The following is a 24,606-nucleotide window of genomic DNA, read 5'->3' as shown; positions in this document are numbered from 1 at the left end:
TTATTCATGCTTATGGCTCCTTGCGTGGGGAAATTGCATCCTGGGGGCTAGCGTTATCTGGAGGTGTCAGCGTCACTAAGGCCGTCGTACCTTCAAAGCGCTTAAAGATGACTCGAGTTCCTGGCGGCAAGTTGGTATCACCGCTCTCAATGACACGCAAACGGTAGAAATCACCGTTCACTTTAATGCCAGTGGCGTTGTCAAAGTCGCGAACCAGTGTTTTGTAATGATTACCTTTTTCAACGCCCGTGCCGGTCGTGCCGTAGGCCACACCTTTTGGCGAAAAGCGCGGACGAATAACCATAACGCCTAAAGGCACTAAGACACCCGCGAAAATCCCCATACTAAGTAACTGCCACGGCAGCGATAACCCTAGTGCAGTTACCGCAGCGGTCAGCGCCGCAGCAATTCCCAGCGCAAGCAGTAACATTGCGCCAGACGTCAATTCTGCGAGACTTAGCAGCAGAGCAATCACCAGCCAAGTATAAGCAGGGTTCCAGTCCATGTGTGCTCCTTGCTGTTTATGGATGAAGCTGTCCACTAGCCTAACCTACTCAGCGTATATTGGCCTGCGTACTGCATGACAGCCACTGATTAGTGATCTCATCTTCTTTGCTATGACCCGAGTATTCACAGGAGTGCTATCCTGCTCGCCTCATTAAGCATGTCTCCAAGGAGAGTCGCGTGTCGGGTGTGATTTACTGGTTGGATATGGCGGGTGTCATCGTATTTGCCTTGTCAGGTGTGATTTTAGCCTGTCGTTCGCGAATGGATCCTTTCGGTATGCTGGTGCTGGCGGCGGTGACCGGCATTGGCGGCGGCACACTCAGGGATTTGGTACTTGGCGTTCGCCCAGTATTCTGGGTGACGGATCCGACCTATTTGTGGGTGATATTAGCCACAGTGGGCGTGTCTTTGGTGGGATTTCACTATATTCATCGCCTCTCTCGGGGCTTTTTGCCCGTTGCGGATGCGTTTGGGCTGGCGCTATTTACTGTCATAGGCACCCATAAAGCACTGCTACTGGGCACATCAGGCGTTGTGGCGGTGTTAATGGGCATGATGACAGGAGTAGCGGGTGGTATGATTCGTGATGTGCTAGCCCAGCGGGTGCCCATGGTGCTCCGTGAAGAGATCTACGCAACGGCAGCCTTGGCGGGTGGCATGGTGTATGTGGTGTTCGATGCGTTAGAGGCGCCGCTAACCTTTGCGATTGCAGCTGCATTAACGGTGACACTTGGGTTGCGCCTAGCGGCGATTCACTGGCATCTGGCGCTACCGGTATTTGCCTGGGTTACGCTACCACCGAAAACGCAAGATGAGGCTTCGGCACCGCTATCAACCCCTCAGAAAGCTAAAGAGCGGGTACGGATGATCCGGCGAGAGCGTAAAAAACGTTAGCCGGGTGGCCTTCCTTTGGTGATGCCGCGAAAGGAAGGCGTGTTTGCCTCTGCTTCCTTCTTTTTCTTTGTCTTTCAAAACGCATTTGCTTCTCGCCAGCGATCAAACCAGCGTCTTGGTTGCAGTACCTTTAACGTGGGTTCGCTGTCGATCAGCTCTACACCTATCCCTAGAGCGCCAAGGTGTGCATAGAGCGCACCATTGGCGCTTTTTTCAGCTAAGGTGACATCGGAAAGCAGTAAAAGGGGGCCGCCGCTAAGCGTGAGATCATGTAGGCGTATGCGTTCGCCGTTGATCTGAAGCTGCGCGCTACCGTTAATGTCATGCACGTTTAATAACCGCCCCAGCCAATCACTTTGTCTGGCGCGGGCGAGAAAGAGCCGGGCCAGTAGCCCGGTGTCGCGCATGCCAAGACGCAGTTGGCTGGTTAGACGAATAGGGTCGTCCCACTCAAGCTGTGCTTCTTCCATCGTGAGTTGTACCCACCAGCCAGCATCTTGTGCACCTTCCGAGCTTTGCCGAAAGACGTTTTCCAGGCGCAGAAATGAGTCATTGGCATTGAAGCGCCGTGTTTCTAAATCACCTTCGGTGAGTTGCAGATGTAATTCAACATCGCCCTTAAGCTGTTGATCAAGTAGCGCTAGCTCGGCACCAAACGCACGCAGTGTCATGTCGCCCTGGGCGGTAAGCCCATCCAGCAGCCATTCGCTGGTTAGGCTAGCTTGGCCGCCCAATAAGGTAACCCCAGCATTTTCAGGTAGGTAACGGTTATAGCGAGTGAAGTCGGGCACCTCCGTAATAGGCAGTGCGATGCGAGTAGTGAAGAAATCTGGCTCTGGCGAATCCAGCACGTCACTGAAACGTTCAGTTTCGGTTGTGAGGGCAAAGTGGCGGCCTTCCAAATGGGGGCGGTCATCGTCCTGGCGCATAAGCGCAAAGTGTGGAATGCCTAGTGAAAGCTGGGCCTGCTCAGACGTGTCGAGCTGGGCAGTCAATTCGCCACGCCCAGTGGCGACGTAATCTAAAAATGCCACCTCAAGCTGATTGGCATTCACTCGTAGGCGGGTGGGGGCAAGTAAATGGTCATTACGAAAAGCCCCTTGAGCGAACAGTTGGCCGTTACCCGCAATTGCCAAGCCATGGGCGTCGGGTAAAAAGGTATTTAAGAATCCCAGCTGCTGAATGCTACCTTCGAGTGAAAACTCACCACTGAGCGGTTTATCTTCATCACCGTTACTGTCGATGCGCTGAAAACGGCCGTCATTGAGCACTAAAATACTCTCTAAACGCTCATTGGTAGACTGCGTATCCGCCACTTGCCAGCGCAGACGTGATCCGCTGATATCAAGCCTTGTGCCATCAAGAGCCGCTCGGCGAATGGCTAACCTAAGCTGTGCGTCGCTTTCCAGTACGCCGTTCTGTTCAGTGTGTTGCCAGCGGGTTGCTAGTTGCTCTCCTGTTAAAAAGATCTCACCGCGCATTTGATCGGCGGTGAAGTCGAGCTGTCCACGGCTAGTCGCTTGGCCGCTAAGCAATTGTAATGGAGCCGGGTCGGGCAGGGCGGCTTTAAGATAAGTTTGTAACACGCTAATGTCAGGTAAGCGCGCGGACTGCCAGGTTAGGCGGGCAGTGGCGTTTTCTCGCGCTAGCGCGGGGTTCAGTGGGCTAAGCGCATTCAACGTAATGGCCGCGTCCGCCATCAACGTTCGCTGATGGTGGCTAAGGGTGGCGTCAGTGAAGGTGAGTGTCGCGTCTATCGTCTCTTCGCTGGACAGTTGTGCGGCCAACGAGCCACTTCCTTGAGCCGTGAAATCAACTAAATTAGCCGCAAGTGTTGGTGCTTGAATCGCTAAGAAGGCGTCATGAGGCTTGGCGTCACGTAGCGTCACGCTGGCTTCAATTTGGCCGTTACCTTCAAGCCGAACCCCTTGGCCATCAAAAGTGTGTGCCAGATAGCGATCAAGCATGTCCAGGCGAGTGACGTCGCCTTGTAGTTCCAACAAGGCGCCAGTGGGCAGATCTAACTGGTCTAAGCGTTGATTGGGCATACTGGTCGCTAGGTGAAGTTGCGTATTAGTGGCATAAGGGTGGGTATCCGCCAAGACGACATTGATGAGTTGCGTTGAAAAGTTGAGCATGTTGTCTTCTACCGCCAAGCGCACGGCGCCTTCACCAACGGCGGTGTGGAGCGGAAGCGGTGTTTCTGCAACCAACCAGCGCAGGTCGTCTGTTTCGCGGGGTTGCAGGCGCTGTTCGTTCACTGCTAAGCGTAATTCGGGGGCATTTAAGGTTAGCTCGCTGCCATGCTGTAGCTTGCCATCGCTTAGATTAAGTTCACCCGCTAAGTTGCCGTGACCATCAAGTGTCAGCCAGGGCAGCGCTTCTAAATAGGGCATAAATACATCCCAAGCATCTGCCTGCGCCGCGAGGGTCAGTTGTGCGGAGAGGGCGCTGAGCAGTTCAGCGGTGAGCTCTGCGCGGGGAATTTGCGCGGTAGTAACACTGTCCAGAGAGGCATCTGCGCGCAACTGGATATTTTGTACTAACGAGGCTTGGTCGCTAAGGCGTATTAGGTGACCTTGGCTGATATCCAACGACACACTTGGAACGGCTAACGCAGCGCGACTTAGCTGGGTATCCGCCACCTGCAGCTGGCCTTGTGCCTCGAGAGCAATATCGCCTACTGTCAAGCGGCGAAGCCCGTTGGCATCGAGTGTCTGTATGTGTAGTTCGCCGCGCAGAAGTGCTAGTAACGACAGCGAAAGCGTTGCACGTTGGGCTTCAACGGATATCGGCAAGCTGTCGTCTTCCCGTGCTAAGTAGAGGTTCTCTACTTCCCAGCGCCCTGGGTGAAGGCTGTTTGCATTCGTCCAGCGTACTTCGACCCCCTCAATTTGAGACAGCCGTTTGGGTAGCCATTGGCTATTCAGCAGCCAAGAGCTGCCAAATACCCATACCAATGCAGCTATCAAAGCGCTTAATAGCGTGAGTAGTAGGATGCGGGGTAGACGTTTTGACCTAAGGTACTTGTTCGGCATACGGGCTTCCTTGCAGATGACTCCTGTCGGCGCGTGTTTTATGGCATTATGCGCGTCGTGGGGCCGTAATGGGTTTTCGATTTCAACGCTAGGCAGGCAGCAAAGCCATGTTCAAGGATTTTTACGCGCAACGCGGAGAGTATGTTGTGATCTCTGCTGAGCAGGCCAGCCGTTTCGCTAAGGGCGTGGCCGGCGATTACAACCCGATTCACAATCCAGATGCGCGCCGTTTTTGCGTACCTGGAGACCTGCTATTTACGCTGGTGCTGGTGAAGTTTGGGTTGTCGCGACAAATGGAATTTCGCTTCACCAATATGGTGGGAGCTGATACACCACTCAAGTTTAGTGAAGAAGCGAATGGTGATCTACTTGTCTGCGATGAAGGAGGCAAATGCTACCTGCAGGTGACTCGTGGGGGGGAGATTACTCACGATGAAGCGGCTATTGAGGCGTTTGCCCGCTGCTATGTGGCGTTCTCAGGGAAGAACTTTCCTCACTATTTAAAGCCTTTGATGGAGCAGCACGGGGTAATGTTTAACCCCAAGCGCCCCTTGGTTATTTACGACAGCATGGGTTTTTCCTTAGAGCGCTTAGACGGTTTCTCGCCAAACTTAGCCCTGACGAGTTCATCGTTAGAGGTTCAGGGTAAGCGTGCTGATGCTTTGCTTGAGTTCTCGATTGAGTCTGCAGGAGAAGCGGTTGGAGTAGGCTCGAAGAAATTAGTGGTCAGCGGCTTATGTGAGTATGACGCGACTGAAATGGCAGCGATTGTTGATGAGTTCTACCGCTTAAAAGCGGCTTACGAAGCGGCGTAAGTAGCTCCGTTGCGTTAGCGTAATGGCGGGTGCCATTAACGCTAACGCTAAGGTATTCTCAAAGCCTATCAATTAAAAAAACACGCGAAGCGTTCTAGGCGCTTCCGCTGGATACAAGAGGCTTTGCATGAATCGCATCAAAACGCTTACGCTTGCCTGCGCAACAGCCACGCTCGCCGTTTCAGCCATGAGTGCTCAAGCGCGGGATTTTCGTCTCGGCCTTATCACGCCTGCACAGCATCTATGGTCTACCGAGGCGGAAGCCTTTGCCCAAACACTTAACGAGCGCTCTGATGGCGAGCATAGCGTTAGTGTTTTTCCAGCTCAGCAGCTTGGCAATGAAGCGCAAATGGTTCAGCAGCTGCAAACCGGCGCGTTAGATATGGCTTTCTTGACGATTGCCGAAATTTCCAACCGTATTCCCGATTTTGGCGCACTATACGCACCTTACTTGGTCGATGACGTTAATCACGCGGCACGGCTGTTGCGTTCTGACGCGGCTGGGGAACTACTCGAATTAATGCCACAAGAAGTCGGCTTAATTGGCGTTGGCTACGGCATGGTAGGCATGCGCCAAGTGCTCAGTCGTGACCCTATTGAAAGCGCCGACGATCTGCAGGGGCAGCGTTTACGTATTACCCCTTTCGAGCCGATTCGTGATTTCTATACGGCTACTGGTGCTGCCCCTGCACCCATGCCGCTATTAGAAGTATATGACGCGCTGGCTAACGGTCAGGTCGATGCCATTGATATGGATTTCGACTCTATTTTGATTTTGAAATTCTACGAGCAGGCAGAAAACCTGCTGATTTCTAACCATATGATGTTCCCTATGGTGGGCGTCGTGTCTGGGAGAGTATGGCGCGATCTTTCTGAAGAAGATCGTGAGCTGATTGATACTGCGATGGCTGAGCATCTAGAGAACGTGCTGGTGGGTTTTGAAGAGAAGGATGCCGCTCAGGAAGAGGAAATTCGCGCCTTGGATATCAACATCGTTGAAGCGGATGCTGAGTTTTTCTCTGACGCCATTGCACAGTGGGAAAACATCTGGGCGCCTAAGGCACCTATGTTAGAAACGTTACGCGCCGAAGCTGACCGCTTACGTGACGAGTAATATGCTGCAACGTTTTTCATCAGGGCTTGCACGCTGTGAAGAGATTGCCGCCGCTGCTTTAGCAGCGGCGGTTACCTGTCTGATTCTCACCAATATTGCGTTTCGCGCGCTAGGTAGTCCGCTTTACTGGATTAGCGAGCTGGCAATTTATGCCATGATCTGGATGACCTTTTTGATAGCCGCCACGGTGTTTAAACGCCGCCAGGGGATAGCGGTCACGTTGCTGAGTGATCTGCTACCGCAAACCGGCCGGAAACTGATAGGTATCTGGGTAGATGCCATGGTGCTGTTATTTGCTCTGCTGTTAGCGTGGCTCTGTTGGCGTTGGTATCAGCCACTTGCACTGGTGCAAGCGGGGTTTGATACCCGTGCTTTTCAAGGGCAAACATTCAATTTTATTTACGCTGAAAACACCTCCACTCTTGGCGTTAAAAAATTCTGGGCGTGGTTAATTGTGCCGTGGTTTGCATTTTCCCTTAGCCTGCATGGCTGGACAAATCTTATCCAGTCACTCAAACAGTGGCGAACCCCGACCCAAGCACCCACTGCCAAAACGCTACGCTAATCCTGCTTACCCTATTGACGGTCCGTTTATGACGATTGCTGTTTTCTTGCTGCTGTTGCTCGGCGCTGTGCCCATTGCGCTAGTACTGGCATTGACTGCCATGTGGTATATCCAGATGTCAGGTAATACGGTGTTATTTGATTCGTATCCACAACAGCTGTTTAGCGCCATTGAAAGCTATGGGTTGCTGGCGATTCCGTTATTTATGTTGGCGGGCGAATTAATGAATGAAGGCGGTTTAACCCGCCGTTTAATCGCTTTAGCGCGTATTTTAGTGGGAGGGTTTCGCGGTGGTCTCGCCTATATCAATTTAGTGGCCAACATGATGATGGCGGCGATTATTGGTTCAGCAGCCTCGCAAATTGCCATTATGTCCCGTGCGATGGTGCCAGCAATGGAGCAGGAAGGTTACGACAAATCCTACAGCGCAGCGATTACCGCCGCGGGTGGGCTACTGTCGCCGATTATTCCACCTTCCATGCTGTTTGTGTTGTTTGGCGTCATGGCTCAAGTGCCTATTGCGGAAATGTTTATTGCTGGGTTGCTGCCGGGGCTGCTCCTGGGAACCAGCTTTTTTATAGTGATTGCCTTGGTAGGCTTGGTTCAGCAATACCCTAAAGGCCAGTGGCCTACTCGCTCTCAGGCGCTTCATGACCTGCTTTGGGGGCTACCAGCACTGTTCATTCCAGTGATCATTATTGGTGGCATCCTATGGGGAGTTGCCACGCCAACCGAGTCGGCTGCGCTGGCCTCCCTAGCGGCTTTAATCATGGGCCGCTTTGTATACGGTGACCTGCGTTTAAGCCAGCTACCCCAGGTGCTAACGCGCACGGCGATTAATGCGGGGTTGGTCATCATGCTGATTGCCGCCGCTGGTGTGTTTGGCTGGGTGGTGATTTATGAGCAGCTTCCGCAGATGGCCGCCGCATGGATTGCCGCGTTGACCAGCGACCCCTTCGTGTTCTTGCTACTGGTGATTGGCGCACTGCTGTTAGTGGGAATGGTGATTGATGGCATTGCGGCGCTAATCTTAGTGGTGCCGATTTTAATGCCCATTGCCCAAAGCCAGTTCGCTATTAGCCCCTATCAGTTTGGTGTGGTGGTGTGTTTAACCCTGGTGATGGGGTTGTTAACGCCTCCCGTAGGGGCAGGGCTGTTTATCGCTTCCTCAATGACGGGTGCGCCGCCGCTTAAAATATTTCGCTCGCTGCTGCCGTTTTTGCTAGCAACGTTAGTGACCCTTGTTCTTCTCGCCTGGTTGCCGTGGTTAACCAACGGGCTTATCCAGCGTTAATCGGCATCACATCCATTCCAATCTCTAAACTGATGTTCTCCACGGCGTTTATGATGCCTTTTAATGGCGGAACATCAGTCCTAGGCTGCTTACTCAGCGCTGAGTTGGCTAACTCTTTATCAAGTGGCTAATTGACGTTTACGTCAACTTACTGATATACCCTAGAGTTCATCTTTGCGTCTCATAACAAACACAACGTTGAGGAAGGAAGTCATGTCCGTTCGTGAAATCCCTATGTATATCGATGGCCAGCCAGTCATGTCACAAAGCCAGGATTGGCGTGATGTGGTAAATCCGGCTACTCAGGAAGTGGTTGCCCGCGTACCATTTTGTACCGCCGAAGAGGTGGAACGCGCGATTGCCAGCGCTAAAACAGCTTTTAAAGGGTGGCGTAAAGTGCCGCTTGGCAAGCGCATGCGCATCATGCTGAAACTTCAGGCACTGATACGCGAAAATACTGCTGAATTAGCCGCGCTAATTACCGAAGAGCACGGTAAAACCCTGCCTGACGCTGAAGGTGAAGTAGGGCGCGGTTTAGAAGTCGTTGAGCACGCTTGTTCAATTACGTCGCTGCAGCTGGGTGAACTGGCGGAAAATGCCGCGAATGAAGTCGATGTTTACACTATGCACCAGCCGTTGGGCGTTGGCGCAGGTATTACCGCCTTCAACTTCCCGATTATGCTGCCCTGTTTTATGTTTCCGCTTGCCATCGCAACGGGAAATACCTTTGTCCTGAAGCCGTCTGAGCAAGACCCCAGTTCCACCATGCGACTGGTTGAACTTGCCCATGAGGCGGGTGTCCCAGCCGGCGTTCTAAACGTGGTTCACGGCGGTCCTGATGTTGCCAACCAAATCGCCGACCATCAGGATATTAAAGCACTTTCGTTTATTGGCTCGACCCATGTGGGCTCCTTGCTTTACAACCGTGCCGCCGCCGCTGGAAAGCGTATGCAGTCGATGATGGGGGCTAAAAACCACTGCGTTGTTATGCCGGATGCCAACCGCAGTCAGGCGATTGATAGCCTACTCGGCTCGGCGTTTGGTGCTGCTGGCCAGCGCTGCATGGCTAACTCGGTTGTCGTGCTAGTCGGTGAAGCGCGAGAGTGGCTGAAAGATATTGAGGAAGGCGCGCGCAGCATGAAAGTTGGCCCTGGCACTCAGCGCGATGCAGACCTAGGGCCGCTTGTCTCACCACAAGCGAAAGAGCGCGTTGAACGCCTTATTTCAGCGGGTGAGAAAGAGGGGGCTAAGCTGCTGGTGGACGGCCGTGGTTGCACGGTAGATGGCTATCCAAACGGCAACTTTGTTGGCCCAACTCTGTTTGCCGATGTGACCGCTGATATGACGGTGTACCGGGAAGAGATTTTTGGTCCAGTGCTGTGTGTGGTCAGTGTGGAAACGCTGGATGACGCCATTGCGTTTATCAACGCTAACCCTAACGGCAACGGTACGTCGATCTTTACCAACTCAGGCTGGGTAGCACGGCGCTTTGAAACCGATATCGACGTAGGCCAGATTGGTATCAACGTGCCGATCCCTGTACCCGTCGCGTACTTCAGTTTTACGGGTTCGCGAGCTTCCAAGCTTGGCGACTTGGGGCCGAATGGCAAGCAGGCAATTACCTTCTGGACGCAGACCAAAACGGTCACTGCCCGCTGGTTTGAGCCAGAAAATGTATCTAGCGGTATTAATAGCACTATTTCGTTGAGTTAATTGCACCATGAAAAAGCCCCGCGATAAGCGGGGCTTTTAACGTTTCGGATCAAGTATCCTGAAATAACGGCAGACTTCTTTTTAGGAGCTGGCCGATAGGGCCAAGCTGACTGGCGTGCATAACGAGAATGGTGGGAGCGGCAGTTGGCGTTTTTGCGTTGTGAGGAACTATGTGAGGAACTAGCAGCGCAAATTCACCTTCTTCGAGATGAAATTCATGCAGCTCACGCAAGCCATCGGGTGTTTCGCACTGAGAGCAGCGGTAGTTATCATCTTCGCCATAAACTAAGCGATGATACATTTTGAAGAGCGTATAAATGGCTAAACCGCCTTTCAAAGCAGGCCAGCGGGCAGGTGTGCTGCGCAGCTTGTCAGAAACGATGATGCCATCGGCTTCTGCGCTGGCGAATACGCTAGCTAGTGGTGCTGAGAGGAGCGACGTGCTAGCGCTTAACGACGTCTCGTGTTCTTGAGGGTTCGAGGAGACCTCGTTAACCACTCGGTGGAAATCATCTAAAGAGGCAAGCGGGAAGTCCTTGTGCTTTAGATCACTTGGCTCGAAGCCGCCGTTTTCCCAGCCATGGATAACTCGGAGGGTGGCACGCGCGTGATGCATAGGCAGGGCAAGAAGGGTGTGCAGCATTACCCGGATATGAAGCTGACGCTCATCGGTGTCGTTTTTAAATGCGCAATAAGGGTCGGCAAAAAGAGTATGCAAGCGCCCAGGCGTATGCTCTTTGGCTTCGGAATAATGCATTTTGGTGTCCCTGTTAATTGCCGTTTGATGTATTTACTGCACGGCTTATAGGTCATTGAATAGTTGAGAGTATGGACAGCGTTAGCCGCGATTGAAAGTCACTTTGTTTAGTGTTTTGTTACCGAATCGCGTTATCCAACAACATAATTGTTTAATCAAAACAAAAATTTAAAGCTCAATCAGGAAGTGAGGTGTAACGATGACTAATCGACTTAGCCGTTTCCGTGTACCAGAAACGCTGGATGAACTGCCTGACGATATTCGTGATGCAATATTAAAAGTGCAAAGCAAGGCGGGATTTGTGCCCAATGTATTCTTAATGCTGGCGCATCGCCCTGAGGAGTTCCGCGCTTTTTTTGCTTATCACGATGCTTTGATGGAGCGTGAATCCGACACGCTGACTAAAGCTGAGAAAGAGATGATTGTTGTGGCTACCAGTGCTCGCAATCGTTGCCTCTATTGTGTTGTTGCCCATGGCGCGCTATTGAGAATTTATAGTAAAAACCCTTTAGTCGCTGACAATGTCGCTATCAATCATCTGGCGGCAGGGCTAAGCGAACGCCATCGAGTAATGCTGGACTTTGCATTGCACTGCGGGATTGAGGTTGGGGAGTTCTCTGCCGCGTGGCAAACAACATTAGAGAAAGTAGGTTTTACGCTAGAGGACTGTTGGGATATTGGCGCCATTGCTGCTTTTTTCGGCATGTCGAATCGGTTAGTGACCATGACGGGTACGCCCCCCAATGAGGAGTTTTATTTGATGGGACGCCTACCGCGTTAGTAGGATAAAGACGCACATCTAGGCGTGACTCGCGGATAAATTTTACTAACGCCCAGCCTTTACTAACGAGCCGCTTTCGCCGAGGATAGCGTCTCCATTCACTGTCGCCAGGGGAGCCCGCAGCTGTTGGGCTGAGAATGCGCACTGCGCAGACCCTGGAACCTGATCCGGTTCATACCGGCGGAGGAAGTGCGACATGCCTTACCTAACGTCAGCCGTACTTGGTGCGGCGCTATTCTGTTTTGCTTTTCTGGGCCTGCGTGCACGTCATGTGCAGGGGTCGCTTGATGACTATGTCACAGCACGAAACTCGCAAACCGCTTCCACACTTGGATTCTCCTTTTTAGCCTCGGGAATGGGCGCCTGGATTCTGTTTGCGCCGCCTGAAATTGGTGCCTTTGTTGGTCCTTTAGCGTTGGCAGGCTATGCCATTGGCTCTGCGCTGCCGTTTATCGTGTTGGGGTTGTACGGACCAAAAATTCGTCGTGCATTGCCAGAAGGCAGAAGCATCGCCGAATTCGCCCACGCTTGTTACGGCAAGGGGGTGCGTCATTGGGTGCTACTGGTATCCGTAGCCTACATGGGCTGTTTTTTAGCAGCGGAACTGACGGCGATAGGTGCTATTACCGCGCTGCTTTCCGATGTACCACCTGCACTAGTGATTATTGGCGTTGCGCTCACTACCTTGGTGTATACGGTGATTGGTGGGTTGCGCGCAAGTCTCGCAACGGATCGCTGGCAGGCATGGCTTTTACTAGCCCTGTTATTAGCCGTAGGTAGCGTTGCGATTTGGCGGCTACCAACCATGCCGAATGACGCAGTCATGCCCTCTATTCCTATTGCAAGTGCGCTCAGTGTTGCCCTGACGCTCGTGATTGCGGTGACCGCCGCCAATCTTTTTCACCAGGGCTATTGGCAGCGTGTATGGGCTGCCCAGGATGACCAGAGCTTAGGTCGTGGCGCTTGGCTAGGCGGCGGTCTGACCGTACTGGTTGTGATGGTGATCGGCGGTGTCGGCATCATGGCCGCCATGAGCGGTGTTGCTTTGGGAGAACCACCTATTCCTTTCTTTGCGCTGTTAACAGATGCGCCTGCCTGGGTGGCATTACCTGCATTGGTGTTGGCAGTCACGCTAGTGACCTCAAGTGTCGATACGCTGCAAAACGGTATAGCGTCTCTGATAGTTGGGCGTGGCGGTGAACAACATGCAGCATCTTTAACGACCGCACGTTGGATAACGGTCGCAATGATGGTGCCGGTGGTATTTATTGCCCTGCAAGGACTGTCAGTGCTGCGACTCTTTTTGATAGCAGACCTACTTTGCGCTGCCATCGTGGTGCCTGTGCTGCTCGGCCTATGGCAACGTATGACGCCAATGGCGGCGATTGGTGGCGGCATGGCTGGGTTAGTAGGGGCAATACTACCGGGATGGCTAAGCCAGGGAAGCATCGCAGCTGGCATCATGGCGGCTACCTTTCCAGGCAGTATCCCAACGTTGGGGCCTTTTCTAGGGGCGTTGCTGGCGTCTATTGTCGTCAGCGTTACAATGGCATATCTGCCTAATCGACGAAGCGTTAGGCCGTAACGTTAAGCCGTGAGCCAACTTAACAGGGACGATCATGATTCGCAGCCTACTAACGACGTCAGAAGGCGATGTGCGCGAAGGCGATGAACGCCTAATCGATGACTGGCAAGCAATGCCCGGCAGCCACCTATGGATAGACATGAAAGGTGAGCCTGAGGAGCGCGAACGCCAGCTATTGGAGCGTTTTGATTGTCATCCAATGGCAATTCAAGATGCCCACAAAGAGCGCCATCCGCCGAAAATTGAAGAGTTTGAGCACCATACCCTGATTATTTACCGAGGTATTTCGTCGTTTGATGCTCAGCTAAACTTTGTGCCTCAGCAGGTGTGCCTCTTTATTGGAGAGCGTTTTCTAATCACGCTGCACGCCGGTGAGGCGCTTAGTATTGAACGACTCTTTAATGAGCACGGGAAAACGCTGCTGGCGCTATCTCCCGAGCGTGTCGCACTGAAAATTATGTACACTTCGGCAGGCTTCTATATCGATAGCTTACTGGAGTTTGAGAGCGAGCTAAGCGATATAGAAGATGAGCTTTTGGAAGATGGTAACGATGTGCTGATGCGGAAAATCACCGCCTATCGTTCACGATTAGTAAAGATGCGCCGTGTTTTTAGCTACCACAAAGGCATTACCCAAGAGCTTACAGCCTATGACTATGCCCATCTGCCTCGCGGAGAAAGTGAAACGCTGCATGCCATCACGGATGTAGAGGAGCGCTTTGAGCGCCTATATACACTGACACAAATGTATTACGACATTTGCGGTGATCTCATTGATGGTTACATCTCGATTTCCTCTCACCAGCTAAATATCACCATGCGGGTATTAACGGTGATTACTGCCATATTTGTGCCGCTGACGTTTATTGCCGGTATTTACGGCATGAACTTTGAGTATATGCCAGAGCTGCGCTATCAGTATGGGTACTTTTTTGTTTGGGGAGCCATGCTGGGTATCGGTGGTAGTTTAATCTGGCTATTTAAACGCAAAAACTGGTTTTAAACCGAGCTGGTTTTAAACTGAGCCAGATGGTCGCCATCGGCGAAAAGTTGATAGTTCGCCATGTGATTTGAGCGCTAGTGTGGCATCCTCGCAGTCGACCAATGACCTGCAAATAACCTGAGAGCCACTTTTATGACCATCATGATTATTGGCCTGCTGATTTTTCTTGGCAGCCATTCTGTGCGTATCTTTGCTGAAGACTGGCGTCAGCGACAGATTGTTAAACACGGCGAAAACACCTGGAAGATAGCGTACTCCGTAGTGTCTGTGATTGGACTGGCAATTGCTATTTACGGTTTTGGCCAAATGCGCCTAGACCCTATCTACGTTTGGTTTCCCCCCATGGGCTTACGCCATGCGGTAGCACTACTGATGGTGCCTGCCTTTATTATGCTGGTGGCAGCCTATGTGCCGCGTAATGCTATCAAAGCGAAGCTTGGTCATCCGATGATGTTGGCCGTAAAAATTTGGGCATTTTCACACTTATTGGCTAATGGACGACTTGGCGATATCATCTTTTTCGCAGCATTTTTGGTGTGGGCTATTCTGGCCTTTAAGGCAGCCAAAAAGCGTGATCGCCTGCAGCCCGTTAACCCAGTGCCAACCTCGGCTCCCGCAACAATAGCCACCGTCGTTATTGGCTTGATAGCGTATGTTTTATTCGCACTTTATCTGCATACATTAGTTATTGGTGTGCCTGTTTTTAGCTAGTAACTATTAATAAACATTAACGGCGTCAATGGTTTATATCCGTTGACGCCGTTTTTGTTTTTAACTCTTTAGTAATAGCAAAAGTTTGTTATTGTCAGCTAGGTTCATCCAACGTTTCACAGGGGAGAAATTTATGGCCGAAGCTGTACCTCAAGTACCGAAAACGATGTCTGCCATGTTGTTAACAGGCCATGGTGATGTAGATAAATTGCAGTATCGGCAGGATGTTATTACCCCTAAACCAGGGGCGGGGCAAGTGCTGGTTCAGGTAACGGCAACGGCCAAAAATAATACTGACCGAAAAGCGCGTGAAGGACTTTACCCTACGAAAGGGAAAGAGGAGGTCACATCGTTTGCGATGGGAGGCTCGCCCACACTGACGTTTCCTCGTATTCAAGGGGCTGATATTGCTGGACGCGTGGTGGCAGTAGGCGAGGGCGTGGATGCTGCTCGTGTTGGAGAACGAGGCCTGCTCGATTTTAATATTTATGCTGATGAGCGTCGCGATATCAATCTGACGCCAGATTATTATGGCCACGGGGCTGATGGTGGCTATGCTGACTTTGTCGTAGTACCAGCCGATCAGTTTCATCATGTTCCCAACCCTGAACTGCACGATGCAGAGCTTGCTGCGATGGGGATGTGCTCGTATCAGACGGCTTATCACATGATGACGTCTGCCAACATTAGCGCGGGTGAACGTGTGCTAGTGACAGGCGCCAGTGGCGGTGTTGGAACGGCGTTAATTCAGCTTTGTCGGATCGTGGGCGCTATTCCTTACGCTGTCAGCCAGCCGGATAAAGCCGATGCGCTTCTGGCGTTGGGTGCAGAAGTAGTCATCGATCGGGGTGATTTATCGACATTTGTTGAGCGTGTATTGGCGACCACCGATGGTAAGCCGATTGATGCAGTGATGGACTTGGTCGGTGGCCAGATGACCGATCTGTTTATCGATACCATGATTGTTGATATGCAAGGCCGTAGCAGTTATCCGCGGCTTTCCATTGCAGGTGCAAGTGGTGGCAATATCAGCGAGATTATGTGGACTCGCGTCTACTTGTACCAAGTGCAGATTTTTGGTGTTTCCCATGGCACTCGCGAAGAGGCTGAACAACTGATCGAGTGGATTCGTAGTGGGGCGCTAAAACCAGTACTGCATGCGGCCTTTAAACTATCAGATCTACATAACGCTGAGCGTTACTTTGTAAACCGTGGCAGTAACTACCTGGGAAAAATAGTTATTGTTCCTGATGCGCAGTGGGAAACCCATGGTGCACCGTTTGCCCTCACCACCGCCTAGGAGCAATGTTAATGAAGAATCTGCATACGATTCAACTGATGGATACTCATGCCGGTGGTGATGTTAGCCGTATTGTTACCGGAGGTATCGACGTGCTTCCTGGTGCCACGGTACGCCAACAAATGGAATTTCTGCGTGATGATGCCGATGGTTTGCGGCGGCTGCTGCTAGGAGAGCCGTATGGTATTCCGGAGATGTCGGTAGACCTATTGGTGCCTTCCTCGCATCCGGACGCCGTCGCGGGCTATATCATTATGGAAGTCATGGGCTACCCGATTTATTCGGGTTCTAACACGCTGTGTACAGCCACTGCTGTGTTGGAAAGCGGTCTTGTCCCCAAGCAAGAGGGGATTCAACGCTTTAAACTGGAGGCACCCGCAGGCTTGGTGCAAATTGAAGCAAAGGTGAGCAATGGGGTAGTGGAGTCTGTTACCTGTGAAGGCCTGCCAAGCTATATCGACACCTATCGCGACACGATTCAAGTTCCGGAACTTGGAGCAATTACCTACTCAGTCGCTTACAGCGGTGGCTTTTATGCCTTGGTAGATGCTGAAGAGTTAGGCTTCAAGCTAGTACGCAGTGAGGAGCAGGCGCTTGCCGCTTGTGCTTATAAAATTGTTGAGGCGATCCAAGCGCAGCGCGGCTTTTCCCACTACACCCTGGGAGATGTAGGGCCATTGCCGTTTTTACATTTTATGGGGCCGGAAGAGAAAGTAGCTGAAGGCTATATTCGCTCGCGTTCAACAACGTATGTACATCCTGGTGTTATTTGTCGTAGCACCACCGGCACGGGCACCTCTGCGCGGTTGGCGCTGATGAATTATGAAGGTCGGCTGACAATCGGTGATAAGTTAGAAACCGTATCACTACGTGAAACGGGGTTTATTGGTACCTTCACCGGCACGCATCAAGAAGGCGCTTATCAAGTGGTGGAGAACACCACGACTGGCCGTAGCTATGTATTGGCAGAATCAAACATCGTGATTAACTGCGATGATCCAATGGTGACGTGTGGCGAACTGCATCACATTCTGAGTGATCGGCATACAGCAGAGGGCTAGCGCTCTTCTCTGCGTAATGCGTCGACATAGCCTGTTTGCTCAAGTCGCTCCCATACCGGGGTCTTCTCGGCCTCGGTCATACTTCCCCAACAGGCAATTTCATCTAGCGTCCGACCGCAGCCTTGGCACAATGAAGAGGCTGGATCAATGTTGCATACCTGAATGCAGGGCGACAGCGGACGAGCAGCGCAGAGTGTAGTGGATGAGTCGCTGGACATGATGGCTAAGCTCAATGCAGTGGTGAGAAAACGTCGCTAGGCGAGAATTACTTACTCTGTTCACTTCTTATGGTCAGTGCATGCCATAAATTCAGTTCACGTCTTATGAGAGTGGCACTTTACCACGCAGCGACTTCGTTTTGCCTTTACGCGTTTTGTGGTCCACACGGCGTCGCTGTGAGCCTTTGGTGGGCTTCGTTGGCCGCCGCGTTTTCTGCTGCTTGCCAGCACTTTGAATCAATGCTTTTAAGCGTGCAAGGGCATCCTCTTTGTTCAATTCCAGGGTGCGATAGCTTTGCGCTTTGATAATCACCACGCCCTCTTTACTAATACGCTGATCAGACAGTGCCATTAAACGCTCTTTATAAATCGGCGGTAGTGTAGAGCTTTGAATATCGAAACGTAAATGCACCGCAGAGGCAACTTTATTGACGTTTTGGCCACCCGAGCCTTGAGCTCTGATCTGACTAATATCGATTTCCCAGTCCGCTATCGTCACGTTATTTGAGATAGTGAGCATTCAGTTCCTTTATGTCGCGTGTGGCTCGTAAGGCTAGCATACTTCACCCAAAAGAGCCGATTAGAGGCGGGCGACCTATTATCTTTCGTCGTCGCCGAATTTACATGTAGTAGCGGCTTACTACCCGCTGCGTAGCCGCGCTTGCTACTCTCACCTAACACACCATTCGTGTGCTCTGTGCCTCGACCAATAACGACAAGGAGAAGTGAGATGAGCAACAAACGAATTTTAATGATTACCGGTGATTTCACTGAAGATTACGAAACGATGGTGCCTTTCCAGGCGCTAATGGCGGTTGGCCATCAAGTCGACGCGGTGTGTCCCGATAAAGTAGCCGGTGATACCGTGGCAACGGCTATTCACGATTTTGAAGGTGACCAAACGTACACTGAAAAGCCCGGCCATCGTTTCGCTCTGAATGCCGATTTTGCCAAAGTTAACCCCGCAGACTACGACGCCTTGGTGGTTCCTGGTGGCCGTGCACCGGAATACCTGCGCTTAAACCAGGACGTACTGGCGATGGTGAAGCACTTTTTTGAAACCCAGAAGCCGGTCGCTGCTATCTGTCATGGCGCCCAGCTACTGGCTGCCGCTAAGGTGCTTGAAGGCAAGCAGTGTTCTGCTTATCCGGCTTGCCAGCCAGAAGTGGAACTTGCCGGTGGCCACTTCGCAAACCTGGAAGTCACGGAAGCAGTGACGGATGGCAACTTGGTAACTGCACCTGCATGGCCCGCTCACCCTGCTTGGCTTGCCCAGTTTATGGCGCTATTGGATAAGTAGCACTGATAGGCTACCCCTTCGCGCCCAGCTATATTGAGTTCAACGCGGTTGGGCGCGTTTTCTGTTAGCCGCTATGCTGAAGAGCAGGCAATTTACTCTATAGCAGAGCTTGTAGCAGAGAGCTTGATAGCAGAGAGAGCATAACGATGTGCAAGCTGTTTATTGATGCCGACCCCGAGCTATGGCGCAGCGCCACACACTCGCTGCGCATTGATGGCATGGTGACTAGTGTTCGTATGGAAAACTACTTCTGGCACCTTCTGGAAGAGATGGCTCAACGGGATGGGATGAACACGGCTCAACTGATTACGCGGCTTTATCATGAGTCGATTGATGCTGGCCACGATCTTGGCAATTTCACCTCATTTTTGCGTGTCTGCGCGCTGCGCTACCAGGCGCTTCAGCTTAGCGGTGATATTCCGAAAAATGTAGAGGTGGCGATTGGCTCGCTAGATGCGCAGCAAATTCTGAGCAGAGAAGCTGCCGCGCGTACTAACCAAATGCACTGAAAGAAATGTGTTGAAAGAAGTGCACTGAAACTGGCTCTCTATCGTTAAAGCGGTCAATAGCTGAAAGCCGCATCAGATAAGACCGTTATTCTAGTCGCTTACCTAGATTATCCAGGAAGGTTTCGATACGCAGTGCGTTGGTGCCGACATCGCTGGTTCCCAGCCGGGAGGCTGAGCGCATGTCCACCTGCACGTCGTTTTGTTGCTCAGTAAGACGAATGATGACGTCATCTTCAAAGCCAAACCAGCGGGTTGTGGCGGTCGCTTCGATAGTACTCTCTGTTATCGCGGCGATCTGCCAGCCGGACGCTTCTACTTCTGCCTGAGCTGCTGCTAGAACGGTCGCTTTAGGCGCAGTTACTTGTAAAGGCTGCACATTAGGATAAGCCATTTGTTGCTGACGCGCGGTGGCTTCTCCAGGGTAATCAACTGCATTAGGCGCCGCCTCTCGGGCGTCTCTTAACGCGACAAAGTCCGGTGGGTTTTGGGTGTCGGTGGTTATGTCATGAATGGCCGGTGCCTGCTGTGCACGCTGCCATTGTTGCCAAGGCAAATATAATAAGGCAGCGGTTGCAACAATGACGAAGATAGCCGCTACGCCAGCGCCCATGCGGCGGGTAAAGGCGCTGATGAGCAGTAGCAAGATGCTGATTGCCACGGCTGCGGTTGCTGCATAGACACCATTGCGCATCAGGCTGAAGGCGTCGCCCAGGCTAATCAACTCCCAGCGATAGGCTGGCCCTGCTCCAGCCATTAGCAGGGCTGATGCTATCAGTGCAATGACACTGAGCCAGGCCAGCAGCGTTGGCCAAACTCCTCCTCTACGCGAACGTGCTGAGCGCTCCTTTGCCATAGATCTTCCCTCATTTTGAATACGATGTTGACTTACTTAGCATAGGTTGCGCTAGACCATCTGTCTTCGTTAGACGAGTTGTCTAAGACACCCTACTATGCTGCTGTTAGCAGTAACGCAAGTATTCGCTGTAACGCAAATGGACGTCAGTTTTTACGACATGAGTTTTTACAACTTGAGCCTTTTACAATTTGAGAGATTAGAGCAAGCATGACATTAGCGACTGCATTAGCACCACCCTTGCGAGAGTTACTGGCGACGACCCCGAGCAGTGCTTTACCGATAACCTATCAGCAAGCGGCGAATGCGCTAGGCCTTTCGCCACCTAAGACTATTCAACGTATCGCACAAGCACTTGAACAGCTAATGAAAGAAGACGCCGCCGCAGGAAAGCCTTTTATTGCAACGCTTGTGATTAGCCGGAGTGGCAAAGGGCTTCCAGCGGCAGGCTTTTTTGAGCTTGCCGTGGAATTAGGACGTTTTCCTGCAGCGCCATCCCAGCAAGAAGCGTTTTACTATGCCGAACGTGAGCAAGCCATTAACGAATGGTGTCGTTCTTAGTTTTGAAAAGAAATCAGTTTTGAGGAGAAATCAGTTTTGAGAAAATTCAGTTTTTGCGTAGCGGGTTGAGCAAGTCGCTCAAACCATTGTGGTCAATTTCATGCATTAAATGCAGGAGTTGACCAATTTCTCCTTTTGGAAACCCTTCCCGAGCAAACCAGTTCAAATAGGGACCAGGCAAATCGGCAATAAGCCAGCCTTCGTATTTGCCAAAGGGCATGGTACGCGTTACCAGCTTCTCAAGGTCTTCGGGGTTCATGGGCTATATCTCCTTATCAATGGCAGCTGCACGTTGGCAGTTTAGAGTTGCTGTGATGATTCAGCTAGAAGCTGGGCAAACGCACGGGCAGGTTCGCTTAGATGGCCAACAGCGCGATGCACTAACCCAATATCTCGATGAAACGTATGCTCTTCTAACGAGATGGCTCGAACTGTTTGGGGCCAGCGTTTTAGCGCTATTGGCTGCGGTACTAAAGCAACGCCCACGGCGTTACCCACCAGCTTCACAATGGCTTCAAGCTCGTCCAGCTCACACAGGTCGCGAACTTGGCAGTGGTTGTCCCTTAAAAAGCGGTCTACTTGGCGTCCACCGAAAGAAGCGCGGTCGTAGCGAACAAAAGGGGAGTGGGTTAGCAGCTCCCGCCAGCAATCACCAGGTAACTCCTGCGGGACAAGCAAGCGAAACGGCTCGTGGGCAATGGGCGTCCAGCGTAGATCGCTATGCAGTGAAAAAGGCGGCCGAATAATAACAGCCATATCCAGCTCGCCCGCATCTACCTGGTTCATTAAGTCCATGGAAAGACCTGGCACGATACGGGTGCGACACCCAGAAAATTGCTGATGAAAGCGCGCTACAATGTCTGGCAATACAGTACGCTGAATAGAGGCAATAGCACCAATAATGACACGGCTGCCAAGCCCTTGGCCTGACGGTGAAGCGCCTAGCGTGGCATATAACCCTAGTAGTGTTTGGGCCTGAAGTAACGTCTCTTCGCCCCGCTGAGTAAGCACCGCAGTTCGACCGCTGCGTTCAAATAGCGCAATGCCCAGGGCCTCTTCCAGACGCTTCATTTGAGCACTTACCGCGGCTTGGGTGAGGCCAACCTGGAGACCTGCCGCCGCAAAAGTACCGTGCTGTGCCACGGCTACTAGCGTTTTAAGTTCTCGTATCATTCGTTGTTTCTGTCATAAGAACTGTCATAAGAACTGTCATAAGAAAACTCATAAAAAATATTTGTGAATGGGTCAAAAAACAATTGATTTTATTTTTGCATAGCGCGATCTAGGATGGCTACACAGTGGCCGTGTAATGCGGCTGGCCATTGCAAATAACGCAACGAACGAAAGCGCTGCAACAGGAGATAACCATGAGTCTTTCCCCTTTTCATCTCGCCATCCCTGTTTACGATGTCGCCCTAGCCAGAGCATTCTATAACGACGTTTTTGGCCTGGAAGAAGGGCGCTCTAGCGATCACTGGGTCGACTTTAACTTTTTCGGTCATCAGTTGGTGATTCACGAACATCCGAAAACACCCGGCCAGCAGAGTGCGCACACTAACCCGGTCGATGGCCATAATGTACCGGTGCCGCACTTTGGCGTGATTTTAGAATGGGATGAGTGGGAAGCCTTAGCCGAGCGCTTAAAAGCGCGGAATACCGATTTCGTGATTGAGCCATACGTTCGCTTTAAAGGCGAAGTAGGGGAGCAAGCCACTATGTTCTTACTCGACCCCTGTGGTAATGCCTTGGAATTTAAAGCGTTTAAAGATCAGGGCCAAATTTTTGCCAAGTAAACCTGTCCTGAAAAATATCCAAGCGAGGTGGAGGAGGTAGTGGGTATGGTTAAGCACGTAGGGCCTGTTCCTGGCGCCTATGCTGCAGCGGTGATGCGCCAAAGTAGCGCTTATAGTCTCTGCTAAATTGAGGCACGCTGCGATAACCGACCGCTTGTGCCGCTTGGTTCACATTGTGGCTATCTTGCAACAACAGTTGCTGCGCCTTAAGTAGGCGCAGTCTTTTTAAATACTGTGCGGGTGACGAACGTGTAATCTGCTTAAAGTGCTGGTGAAACGTCGATATGCTCATATTGGCCTGCTGGGCTAACTGGTCGACAGTAAAGTCCTCAGCAAAATGGGCATGCAACTGCGATAGTACCTGCACAATACGTGAATAGTGACCGTGGCCTTTAACCAGTGCGCGTAAGGCGCGGCCTTGCTCGCCTTTTAACGCTTCAAACACCACCTCTCGTATCCTAGCTTCGCCCATGGCAATGCACTCGACTTCGTCGTGTAATGCATTTGCCAAGCGCAACACCGCGGCTTGCATGCCGTCATTCATCGCCACTGACGCCATCGGCTTAGGAGCCAGGTGTGAATGGCTCATATCGCCCATAGCGGTGACCATCTCACTCAGTAACGCTGGGTCTAGCTTCACCGATATACCTAGCAAAGGTGCCTCCGGCGAGCCGTGAGTTTCACACTCAAAGGGTAGCGGCAGGGTTTGTACGAGATAGTGGCCAGGATTGTAATGAATCTCACGATCGCCTAAATAGCCTATTTTGCGGCCTTGGGCGATGATGATCAGACTAGGTTCGTACATCAACGGGGTTCGTTCTTGACGTCGCCCAAGGCAAAGTAGCCCCACTCTGGGCAACCGGGACACGCTTAGCCCATCCCCCGTTACTAGCGGTGAGATCAAATCAGCGAGTGCGTTGCCGACGAGTTCGGTGTTGGCCACCATAGAAACTCCGAATCTGAGTGTATATTAGAGCTAAACGACAATTATGATGTTTTTTTGAGGTTTTTTGTTATTTTGTTGCGTACTGGCGGAGGAATGAGCAAAAAATACGTAGCTTCGTTCATCGCTATCTAGTGCTTAGCAGCGAATAATGGGAACACTTTCTCGTTTTGCAGAATACTTGTTAAGGAGTTTCCATGAGCCAAGCAAAATCTTATGCTGCCTTTTCTGCTGATAAACCACTCGCGCCATTCACCTTTGATCGACGTGAGCCCCGTCCAGATGATGTTGCTATTGAAATCCTTTACTGTGGTGTTTGTCACAGTGACCTACACTTTGCCCGAGATGACTGGGGCATGAGTCAATACCCTGTGGTACCTGGCCATGAGATTGTCGGCCGTGTAACCGCTGTTGGTGATGAGGTGACACGTTTTAAGGCGGGTGATTTAGTCGGCGTAGGTTGCATGGTCGACTCTTGCCGCACATGTTCTGCTTGTAAAGATGGCGTGGAACAATACTGCCTGGAAGGGTTTACGATGACCTACGGCAGCCCTGACCGCCAAGACGGCACGCTAACCCAAGGCGGCTATTCAGATGCCATCGTGGTGAGTGAGCATTTTGTGCTGCAAATGCCAGAGGGCATTGATTTAGCCTCCGCGGCACCTATTCTCTGTGCGGGAATTACGACGTATTCACCGCTCAAACATCATGGCGTTGGTAAAGGTCACAAAGTAGGCGTGATAGGCATGGGCGGCCTCGGTCATATGGGCGTGAAATTGGCCAAAGCACTGGGTGCGGAAGTCACCGTCTTTACTCGCTCGGATGCCAAGGTAGCAGAAGCAAAGCGCAATGGTGCGGATCACGTAGTGGTATCCAGTGACCAGGCGCAAATGGAGGCTGTTGCAGAAACGTTCGATTTCATGCTGGATACCGTTCCTGTTCAGCACGACCTAAACCCCTACCTTACTTCTCTGAAATATGACGGTACGCATATTATTGTTGGCCTGTTAGAACCGATTGAGCCTGCTATTGAAGCATTCAATTTGGTGTTTAAGCGTCGCGTGGTAGCTGGTTCGCTGATTGGTGGTATCGCTGAAACGGAAGAGCTGCTCAAGCTTTGTGCAGAGCAGAACATCACTTGCGATATTGAGATGCTGGATATTAACAACATCAATGAGGGCTTTGAGCGTATGGAGAAAGGTGACGTGCGCTATCGCTTTGTGATTGATATGGCAACGCTGAAAGATACTGCTGCGTAGCGAGTTGTTATCAATAACCCCACCGTTGACTA

26 protein-coding genes and 1 riboswitch are annotated in these 24,606 nt (G+C 51.6%); of the genes, 17 read left to right on the top strand and 9 right to left on the bottom strand.

Features of this window, described 5'->3' with window-relative positions; translation table 11 throughout:
- Positions 1-10: 10 nt before the first annotated feature.
- Positions 11-505, bottom strand: coding sequence for an NfeD family protein (locus J4377_RS13025; protein WP_193060215.1), 495 nt, complete (start codon positions 503-505; stop codon positions 11-13).
- A gap of 179 nt (positions 506-684) precedes the next feature.
- Here J4377_RS13025 and J4377_RS13020 point away from each other — a divergent pair, with 179 nt between their 5' ends.
- On the top strand, positions 685-1,401 hold the full coding sequence (locus tag J4377_RS13020) for a trimeric intracellular cation channel family protein (RefSeq protein WP_084183582.1): 717 nt from the start codon (positions 685-687) through the stop codon (positions 1,399-1,401).
- 74 nt (positions 1,402-1,475) lie between these two features.
- On the opposite strand, the gene J4377_RS13015 is transcribed toward J4377_RS13020, so the two are convergent.
- Positions 1,476-4,439, bottom strand: a complete 2,964-nt coding sequence (locus tag J4377_RS13015) for a hypothetical protein (RefSeq protein ID WP_253485844.1) — start codon at positions 4,437-4,439, stop codon at positions 1,476-1,478.
- 107 nt (positions 4,440-4,546) lie between these two features.
- On the opposite strand from J4377_RS13015, the gene J4377_RS13010 reads away from it, so the two are divergent.
- The 5 genes from J4377_RS13010 (at position 4,547) to J4377_RS12990 (ending at position 9,940) form a co-directional block, all read left to right on the top strand.
- A complete protein-coding gene (locus J4377_RS13010) occupies positions 4,547-5,254 on the top strand; it encodes a DUF3581 family protein (protein WP_038477280.1) in 708 nt (235 codons plus the stop codon).
- A 127-nt stretch (positions 5,255-5,381) separates the two neighbouring features.
- Entirely contained in the window at positions 5,382-6,368 is a 987-nt protein-coding gene (locus tag J4377_RS13005) for a TRAP transporter substrate-binding protein (RefSeq protein WP_038477276.1), read from the top strand.
- 1 nt (position 6,369) lies between these two features.
- Positions 6,370-6,933 carry a TRAP transporter small permease gene (locus J4377_RS13000; RefSeq protein WP_038477273.1) on the top strand — a complete coding sequence of 188 codons (564 nt, stop codon included), beginning with the start codon at positions 6,370-6,372 and terminating at the stop codon, positions 6,931-6,933.
- A 28-nt stretch (positions 6,934-6,961) separates the two neighbouring features.
- Positions 6,962-8,227: a TRAP transporter large permease gene (locus tag J4377_RS12995; RefSeq protein ID WP_038477270.1), complete on the top strand. Its 1,266-nt coding sequence runs from the start codon at positions 6,962-6,964 to the stop codon at positions 8,225-8,227.
- Positions 8,228-8,440: 213 nt separating this feature from the next.
- Positions 8,441-9,940 (top strand): CoA-acylating methylmalonate-semialdehyde dehydrogenase, encoded by a 1,500-nt coding sequence (locus tag J4377_RS12990; RefSeq protein ID WP_193060479.1) that lies wholly within the window; start codon positions 8,441-8,443, stop codon positions 9,938-9,940.
- Between the two features lie 49 nt (positions 9,941-9,989).
- Here the strand turns inward: J4377_RS12990 and J4377_RS12985 are convergent, their stop codons facing one another.
- Positions 9,990-10,697 carry a hypothetical protein gene (locus tag J4377_RS12985; protein WP_253485843.1) on the bottom strand — a complete coding sequence of 236 codons (708 nt, stop codon included), beginning with the start codon at positions 10,695-10,697 and terminating at the stop codon, positions 9,990-9,992.
- A 199-nt stretch (positions 10,698-10,896) separates the two neighbouring features.
- Here J4377_RS12985 and J4377_RS12980 point away from each other — a divergent pair, with 199 nt between their 5' ends.
- The 6 genes from J4377_RS12980 (at position 10,897) to J4377_RS12955 (ending at position 17,138) form a co-directional block, all read left to right on the top strand.
- Positions 10,897-11,478, top strand: a complete 582-nt coding sequence (locus J4377_RS12980; RefSeq protein WP_253485842.1) for a peroxidase-related enzyme — start codon at positions 10,897-10,899, stop codon at positions 11,476-11,478.
- A gap of 99 nt (positions 11,479-11,577) precedes the next feature.
- A riboswitch (TPP riboswitch) is annotated at positions 11,578-11,685 on the top strand.
- Positions 11,675-13,063, top strand: coding sequence for a sodium:solute symporter (locus tag J4377_RS12975; protein WP_120386541.1), 1,389 nt, complete (start codon positions 11,675-11,677; stop codon positions 13,061-13,063). It overlaps the preceding riboswitch by 11 nt.
- 34 nt (positions 13,064-13,097) lie before the next feature.
- A complete protein-coding gene (gene corA, locus J4377_RS12970) occupies positions 13,098-14,066 on the top strand; it encodes a magnesium/cobalt transporter CorA (protein WP_038477255.1) in 969 nt (322 codons plus the stop codon).
- Between the two features lie 132 nt (positions 14,067-14,198).
- Positions 14,199-14,777, top strand: a complete 579-nt coding sequence (locus J4377_RS12965) for an NnrU family protein (protein WP_095603899.1) — start codon at positions 14,199-14,201, stop codon at positions 14,775-14,777.
- Between the two features lie 133 nt (positions 14,778-14,910).
- A complete protein-coding gene (locus J4377_RS12960; RefSeq protein WP_038477250.1) occupies positions 14,911-16,077 on the top strand; it encodes a zinc-binding dehydrogenase in 1,167 nt (388 codons plus the stop codon).
- 11 nt (positions 16,078-16,088) lie between these two features.
- The gene (locus J4377_RS12955) at positions 16,089-17,138 is read left to right on the top strand and encodes a proline racemase family protein (protein WP_253485841.1); all 1,050 of its coding nucleotides are present in this window, start codon (positions 16,089-16,091) and stop codon (positions 17,136-17,138) included.
- Here the strand turns inward: J4377_RS12955 and J4377_RS12950 are convergent.
- Positions 17,135-17,356 carry a DUF1289 domain-containing protein gene (locus J4377_RS12950; protein ID WP_089039485.1) on the bottom strand — a complete coding sequence of 74 codons (222 nt, stop codon included), beginning with the start codon at positions 17,354-17,356 and terminating at the stop codon, positions 17,135-17,137. The genes J4377_RS12955 and J4377_RS12950 overlap by 4 nt on opposite strands.
- Positions 17,357-17,459: 103 nt before the next feature.
- Positions 17,460-17,876: an alternative ribosome rescue aminoacyl-tRNA hydrolase ArfB gene (arfB, locus tag J4377_RS12945; protein WP_038477244.1), complete on the bottom strand. Its 417-nt coding sequence runs from the start codon at positions 17,874-17,876 to the stop codon at positions 17,460-17,462.
- Between the two features lie 210 nt (positions 17,877-18,086).
- Between arfB and J4377_RS12940 the strand changes: the two genes are divergently transcribed.
- Entirely contained in the window at positions 18,087-18,656 is a 570-nt protein-coding gene (locus J4377_RS12940) for a DJ-1/PfpI family protein (protein WP_120386544.1), read from the top strand.
- A 146-nt stretch (positions 18,657-18,802) separates the two neighbouring features.
- A complete protein-coding gene (locus J4377_RS12935) occupies positions 18,803-19,165 on the top strand; it encodes a ribbon-helix-helix domain-containing protein (protein WP_038477238.1) in 363 nt (120 codons plus the stop codon).
- An 85-nt stretch (positions 19,166-19,250) separates the two neighbouring features.
- On the opposite strand, the gene J4377_RS12930 is transcribed toward J4377_RS12935, so the two are convergent.
- On the bottom strand, positions 19,251-20,018 hold the full coding sequence (locus tag J4377_RS12930) for a DUF1499 domain-containing protein (RefSeq protein WP_120386545.1): 768 nt from the start codon (positions 20,016-20,018) through the stop codon (positions 19,251-19,253).
- A 210-nt stretch (positions 20,019-20,228) separates the two neighbouring features.
- Here J4377_RS12930 and J4377_RS12925 point away from each other — a divergent pair, with 210 nt between their 5' ends.
- Complete coding sequence (locus J4377_RS12925; RefSeq protein WP_120386546.1) at positions 20,229-20,579, top strand: hypothetical protein; 351 nt, start codon at positions 20,229-20,231, stop codon at positions 20,577-20,579.
- A 46-nt stretch (positions 20,580-20,625) separates the two neighbouring features.
- On the opposite strand, the gene J4377_RS12920 is transcribed toward J4377_RS12925, so the two are convergent.
- Positions 20,626-20,838 (bottom strand): DUF3820 family protein, encoded by a 213-nt coding sequence (locus J4377_RS12920; protein ID WP_038477229.1) that lies wholly within the window; start codon positions 20,836-20,838, stop codon positions 20,626-20,628.
- 41 nt (positions 20,839-20,879) lie between these two features.
- The gene (locus tag J4377_RS12915) at positions 20,880-21,752 is read right to left on the bottom strand and encodes a LysR substrate-binding domain-containing protein (RefSeq protein ID WP_120386547.1); all 873 of its coding nucleotides are present in this window, start codon (positions 21,750-21,752) and stop codon (positions 20,880-20,882) included.
- Between the two features lie 194 nt (positions 21,753-21,946).
- Between J4377_RS12915 and J4377_RS12910 the strand changes: the two genes are divergently transcribed.
- Positions 21,947-22,372: a VOC family protein gene (locus J4377_RS12910; RefSeq protein ID WP_095603891.1), complete on the top strand. Its 426-nt coding sequence runs from the start codon at positions 21,947-21,949 to the stop codon at positions 22,370-22,372.
- A 49-nt stretch (positions 22,373-22,421) separates the two neighbouring features.
- On the opposite strand, the gene J4377_RS12905 is transcribed toward J4377_RS12910, so the two are convergent.
- Complete coding sequence (locus tag J4377_RS12905) at positions 22,422-23,318, bottom strand: AraC family transcriptional regulator (protein WP_038477221.1); 897 nt, start codon at positions 23,316-23,318, stop codon at positions 22,422-22,424.
- 194 nt (positions 23,319-23,512) lie between these two features.
- Between J4377_RS12905 and J4377_RS12900 the strand changes: the two genes are divergently transcribed.
- On the top strand, positions 23,513-24,574 hold the full coding sequence (locus tag J4377_RS12900; RefSeq protein WP_038477217.1) for an NAD(P)-dependent alcohol dehydrogenase: 1,062 nt from the start codon (positions 23,513-23,515) through the stop codon (positions 24,572-24,574).
- Positions 24,575-24,606 lie beyond the last annotated feature (32 nt).

Origin of the sequence: Halomonas sp. XH26 (assembly GCF_024138895.1) — a bacterium.
In the GTDB taxonomy this organism is placed as follows: Bacteria; Pseudomonadota; Gammaproteobacteria; order Pseudomonadales; family Halomonadaceae; genus Vreelandella; species Vreelandella alkaliphila.
The sequence above is the reverse complement of the archived record's forward strand: the minus strand, read 5'-3'. Positions and strand labels throughout refer to the sequence as shown.

What these genes read in the sequence shown, in the direction of transcription:
- J4377_RS13025 (WP_193060215.1), bottom strand. Translation starts at nt 505, where the DNA reads ATGGACTGGAACCCTGCTTATACTTGGCTGGTGATTGCTCTGCTGCTA.
- J4377_RS13015 (WP_253485844.1), bottom strand. Translation starts at nt 4,439, where the DNA reads ATGCCGAACAAGTACCTTAGGTCAAAACGTCTACCCCGCATCCTACTA.
- J4377_RS13010 (WP_038477280.1), top strand. Translation starts at nt 4,547, where the DNA reads ATGTTCAAGGATTTTTACGCGCAACGCGGAGAGTATGTTGTGATCTCT.
- J4377_RS13005 (WP_038477276.1), top strand. Translation starts at nt 5,382, where the DNA reads ATGAATCGCATCAAAACGCTTACGCTTGCCTGCGCAACAGCCACGCTC.
- J4377_RS13000 (WP_038477273.1), top strand. Translation starts at nt 6,370, where the DNA reads ATGCTGCAACGTTTTTCATCAGGGCTTGCACGCTGTGAAGAGATTGCC.
- J4377_RS12995 (WP_038477270.1), top strand. Translation starts at nt 6,962, where the DNA reads ATGACGATTGCTGTTTTCTTGCTGCTGTTGCTCGGCGCTGTGCCCATT.
- J4377_RS12990 (WP_193060479.1), top strand. Translation starts at nt 8,441, where the DNA reads ATGTCCGTTCGTGAAATCCCTATGTATATCGATGGCCAGCCAGTCATG.
- J4377_RS12985 (WP_253485843.1), bottom strand. Translation starts at nt 10,697, where the DNA reads ATGCATTATTCCGAAGCCAAAGAGCATACGCCTGGGCGCTTGCATACT.
- J4377_RS12980 (WP_253485842.1), top strand. Translation starts at nt 10,897, where the DNA reads ATGACTAATCGACTTAGCCGTTTCCGTGTACCAGAAACGCTGGATGAA.
- J4377_RS12975 (WP_120386541.1), top strand. Translation starts at nt 11,675, where the DNA reads ATGCCTTACCTAACGTCAGCCGTACTTGGTGCGGCGCTATTCTGTTTT.
- corA (WP_038477255.1), top strand. Translation starts at nt 13,098, where the DNA reads ATGATTCGCAGCCTACTAACGACGTCAGAAGGCGATGTGCGCGAAGGC.
- J4377_RS12965 (WP_095603899.1), top strand. Translation starts at nt 14,199, where the DNA reads ATGACCATCATGATTATTGGCCTGCTGATTTTTCTTGGCAGCCATTCT.
- J4377_RS12960 (WP_038477250.1), top strand. Translation starts at nt 14,911, where the DNA reads ATGGCCGAAGCTGTACCTCAAGTACCGAAAACGATGTCTGCCATGTTG.
- J4377_RS12955 (WP_253485841.1), top strand. Translation starts at nt 16,089, where the DNA reads ATGAAGAATCTGCATACGATTCAACTGATGGATACTCATGCCGGTGGT.
- J4377_RS12950 (WP_089039485.1), bottom strand. Translation starts at nt 17,356, where the DNA reads ATGTCCAGCGACTCATCCACTACACTCTGCGCTGCTCGTCCGCTGTCG.
- arfB (WP_038477244.1), bottom strand. Translation starts at nt 17,876, where the DNA reads ATGCTCACTATCTCAAATAACGTGACGATAGCGGACTGGGAAATCGAT.
- J4377_RS12940 (WP_120386544.1), top strand. Translation starts at nt 18,087, where the DNA reads ATGAGCAACAAACGAATTTTAATGATTACCGGTGATTTCACTGAAGAT.
- J4377_RS12935 (WP_038477238.1), top strand. Translation starts at nt 18,803, where the DNA reads ATGTGCAAGCTGTTTATTGATGCCGACCCCGAGCTATGGCGCAGCGCC.
- J4377_RS12930 (WP_120386545.1), bottom strand. Translation starts at nt 20,018, where the DNA reads ATGGCAAAGGAGCGCTCAGCACGTTCGCGTAGAGGAGGAGTTTGGCCA.
- J4377_RS12925 (WP_120386546.1), top strand. Translation starts at nt 20,229, where the DNA reads ATGACATTAGCGACTGCATTAGCACCACCCTTGCGAGAGTTACTGGCG.
- J4377_RS12920 (WP_038477229.1), bottom strand. Translation starts at nt 20,838, where the DNA reads ATGAACCCCGAAGACCTTGAGAAGCTGGTAACGCGTACCATGCCCTTT.
- J4377_RS12915 (WP_120386547.1), bottom strand. Translation starts at nt 21,752, where the DNA reads ATGATACGAGAACTTAAAACGCTAGTAGCCGTGGCACAGCACGGTACT.
- J4377_RS12910 (WP_095603891.1), top strand. Translation starts at nt 21,947, where the DNA reads ATGAGTCTTTCCCCTTTTCATCTCGCCATCCCTGTTTACGATGTCGCC.
- J4377_RS12905 (WP_038477221.1), bottom strand. Translation starts at nt 23,318, where the DNA reads ATGGTGGCCAACACCGAACTCGTCGGCAACGCACTCGCTGATTTGATC.
- J4377_RS12900 (WP_038477217.1), top strand. Translation starts at nt 23,513, where the DNA reads ATGAGCCAAGCAAAATCTTATGCTGCCTTTTCTGCTGATAAACCACTC.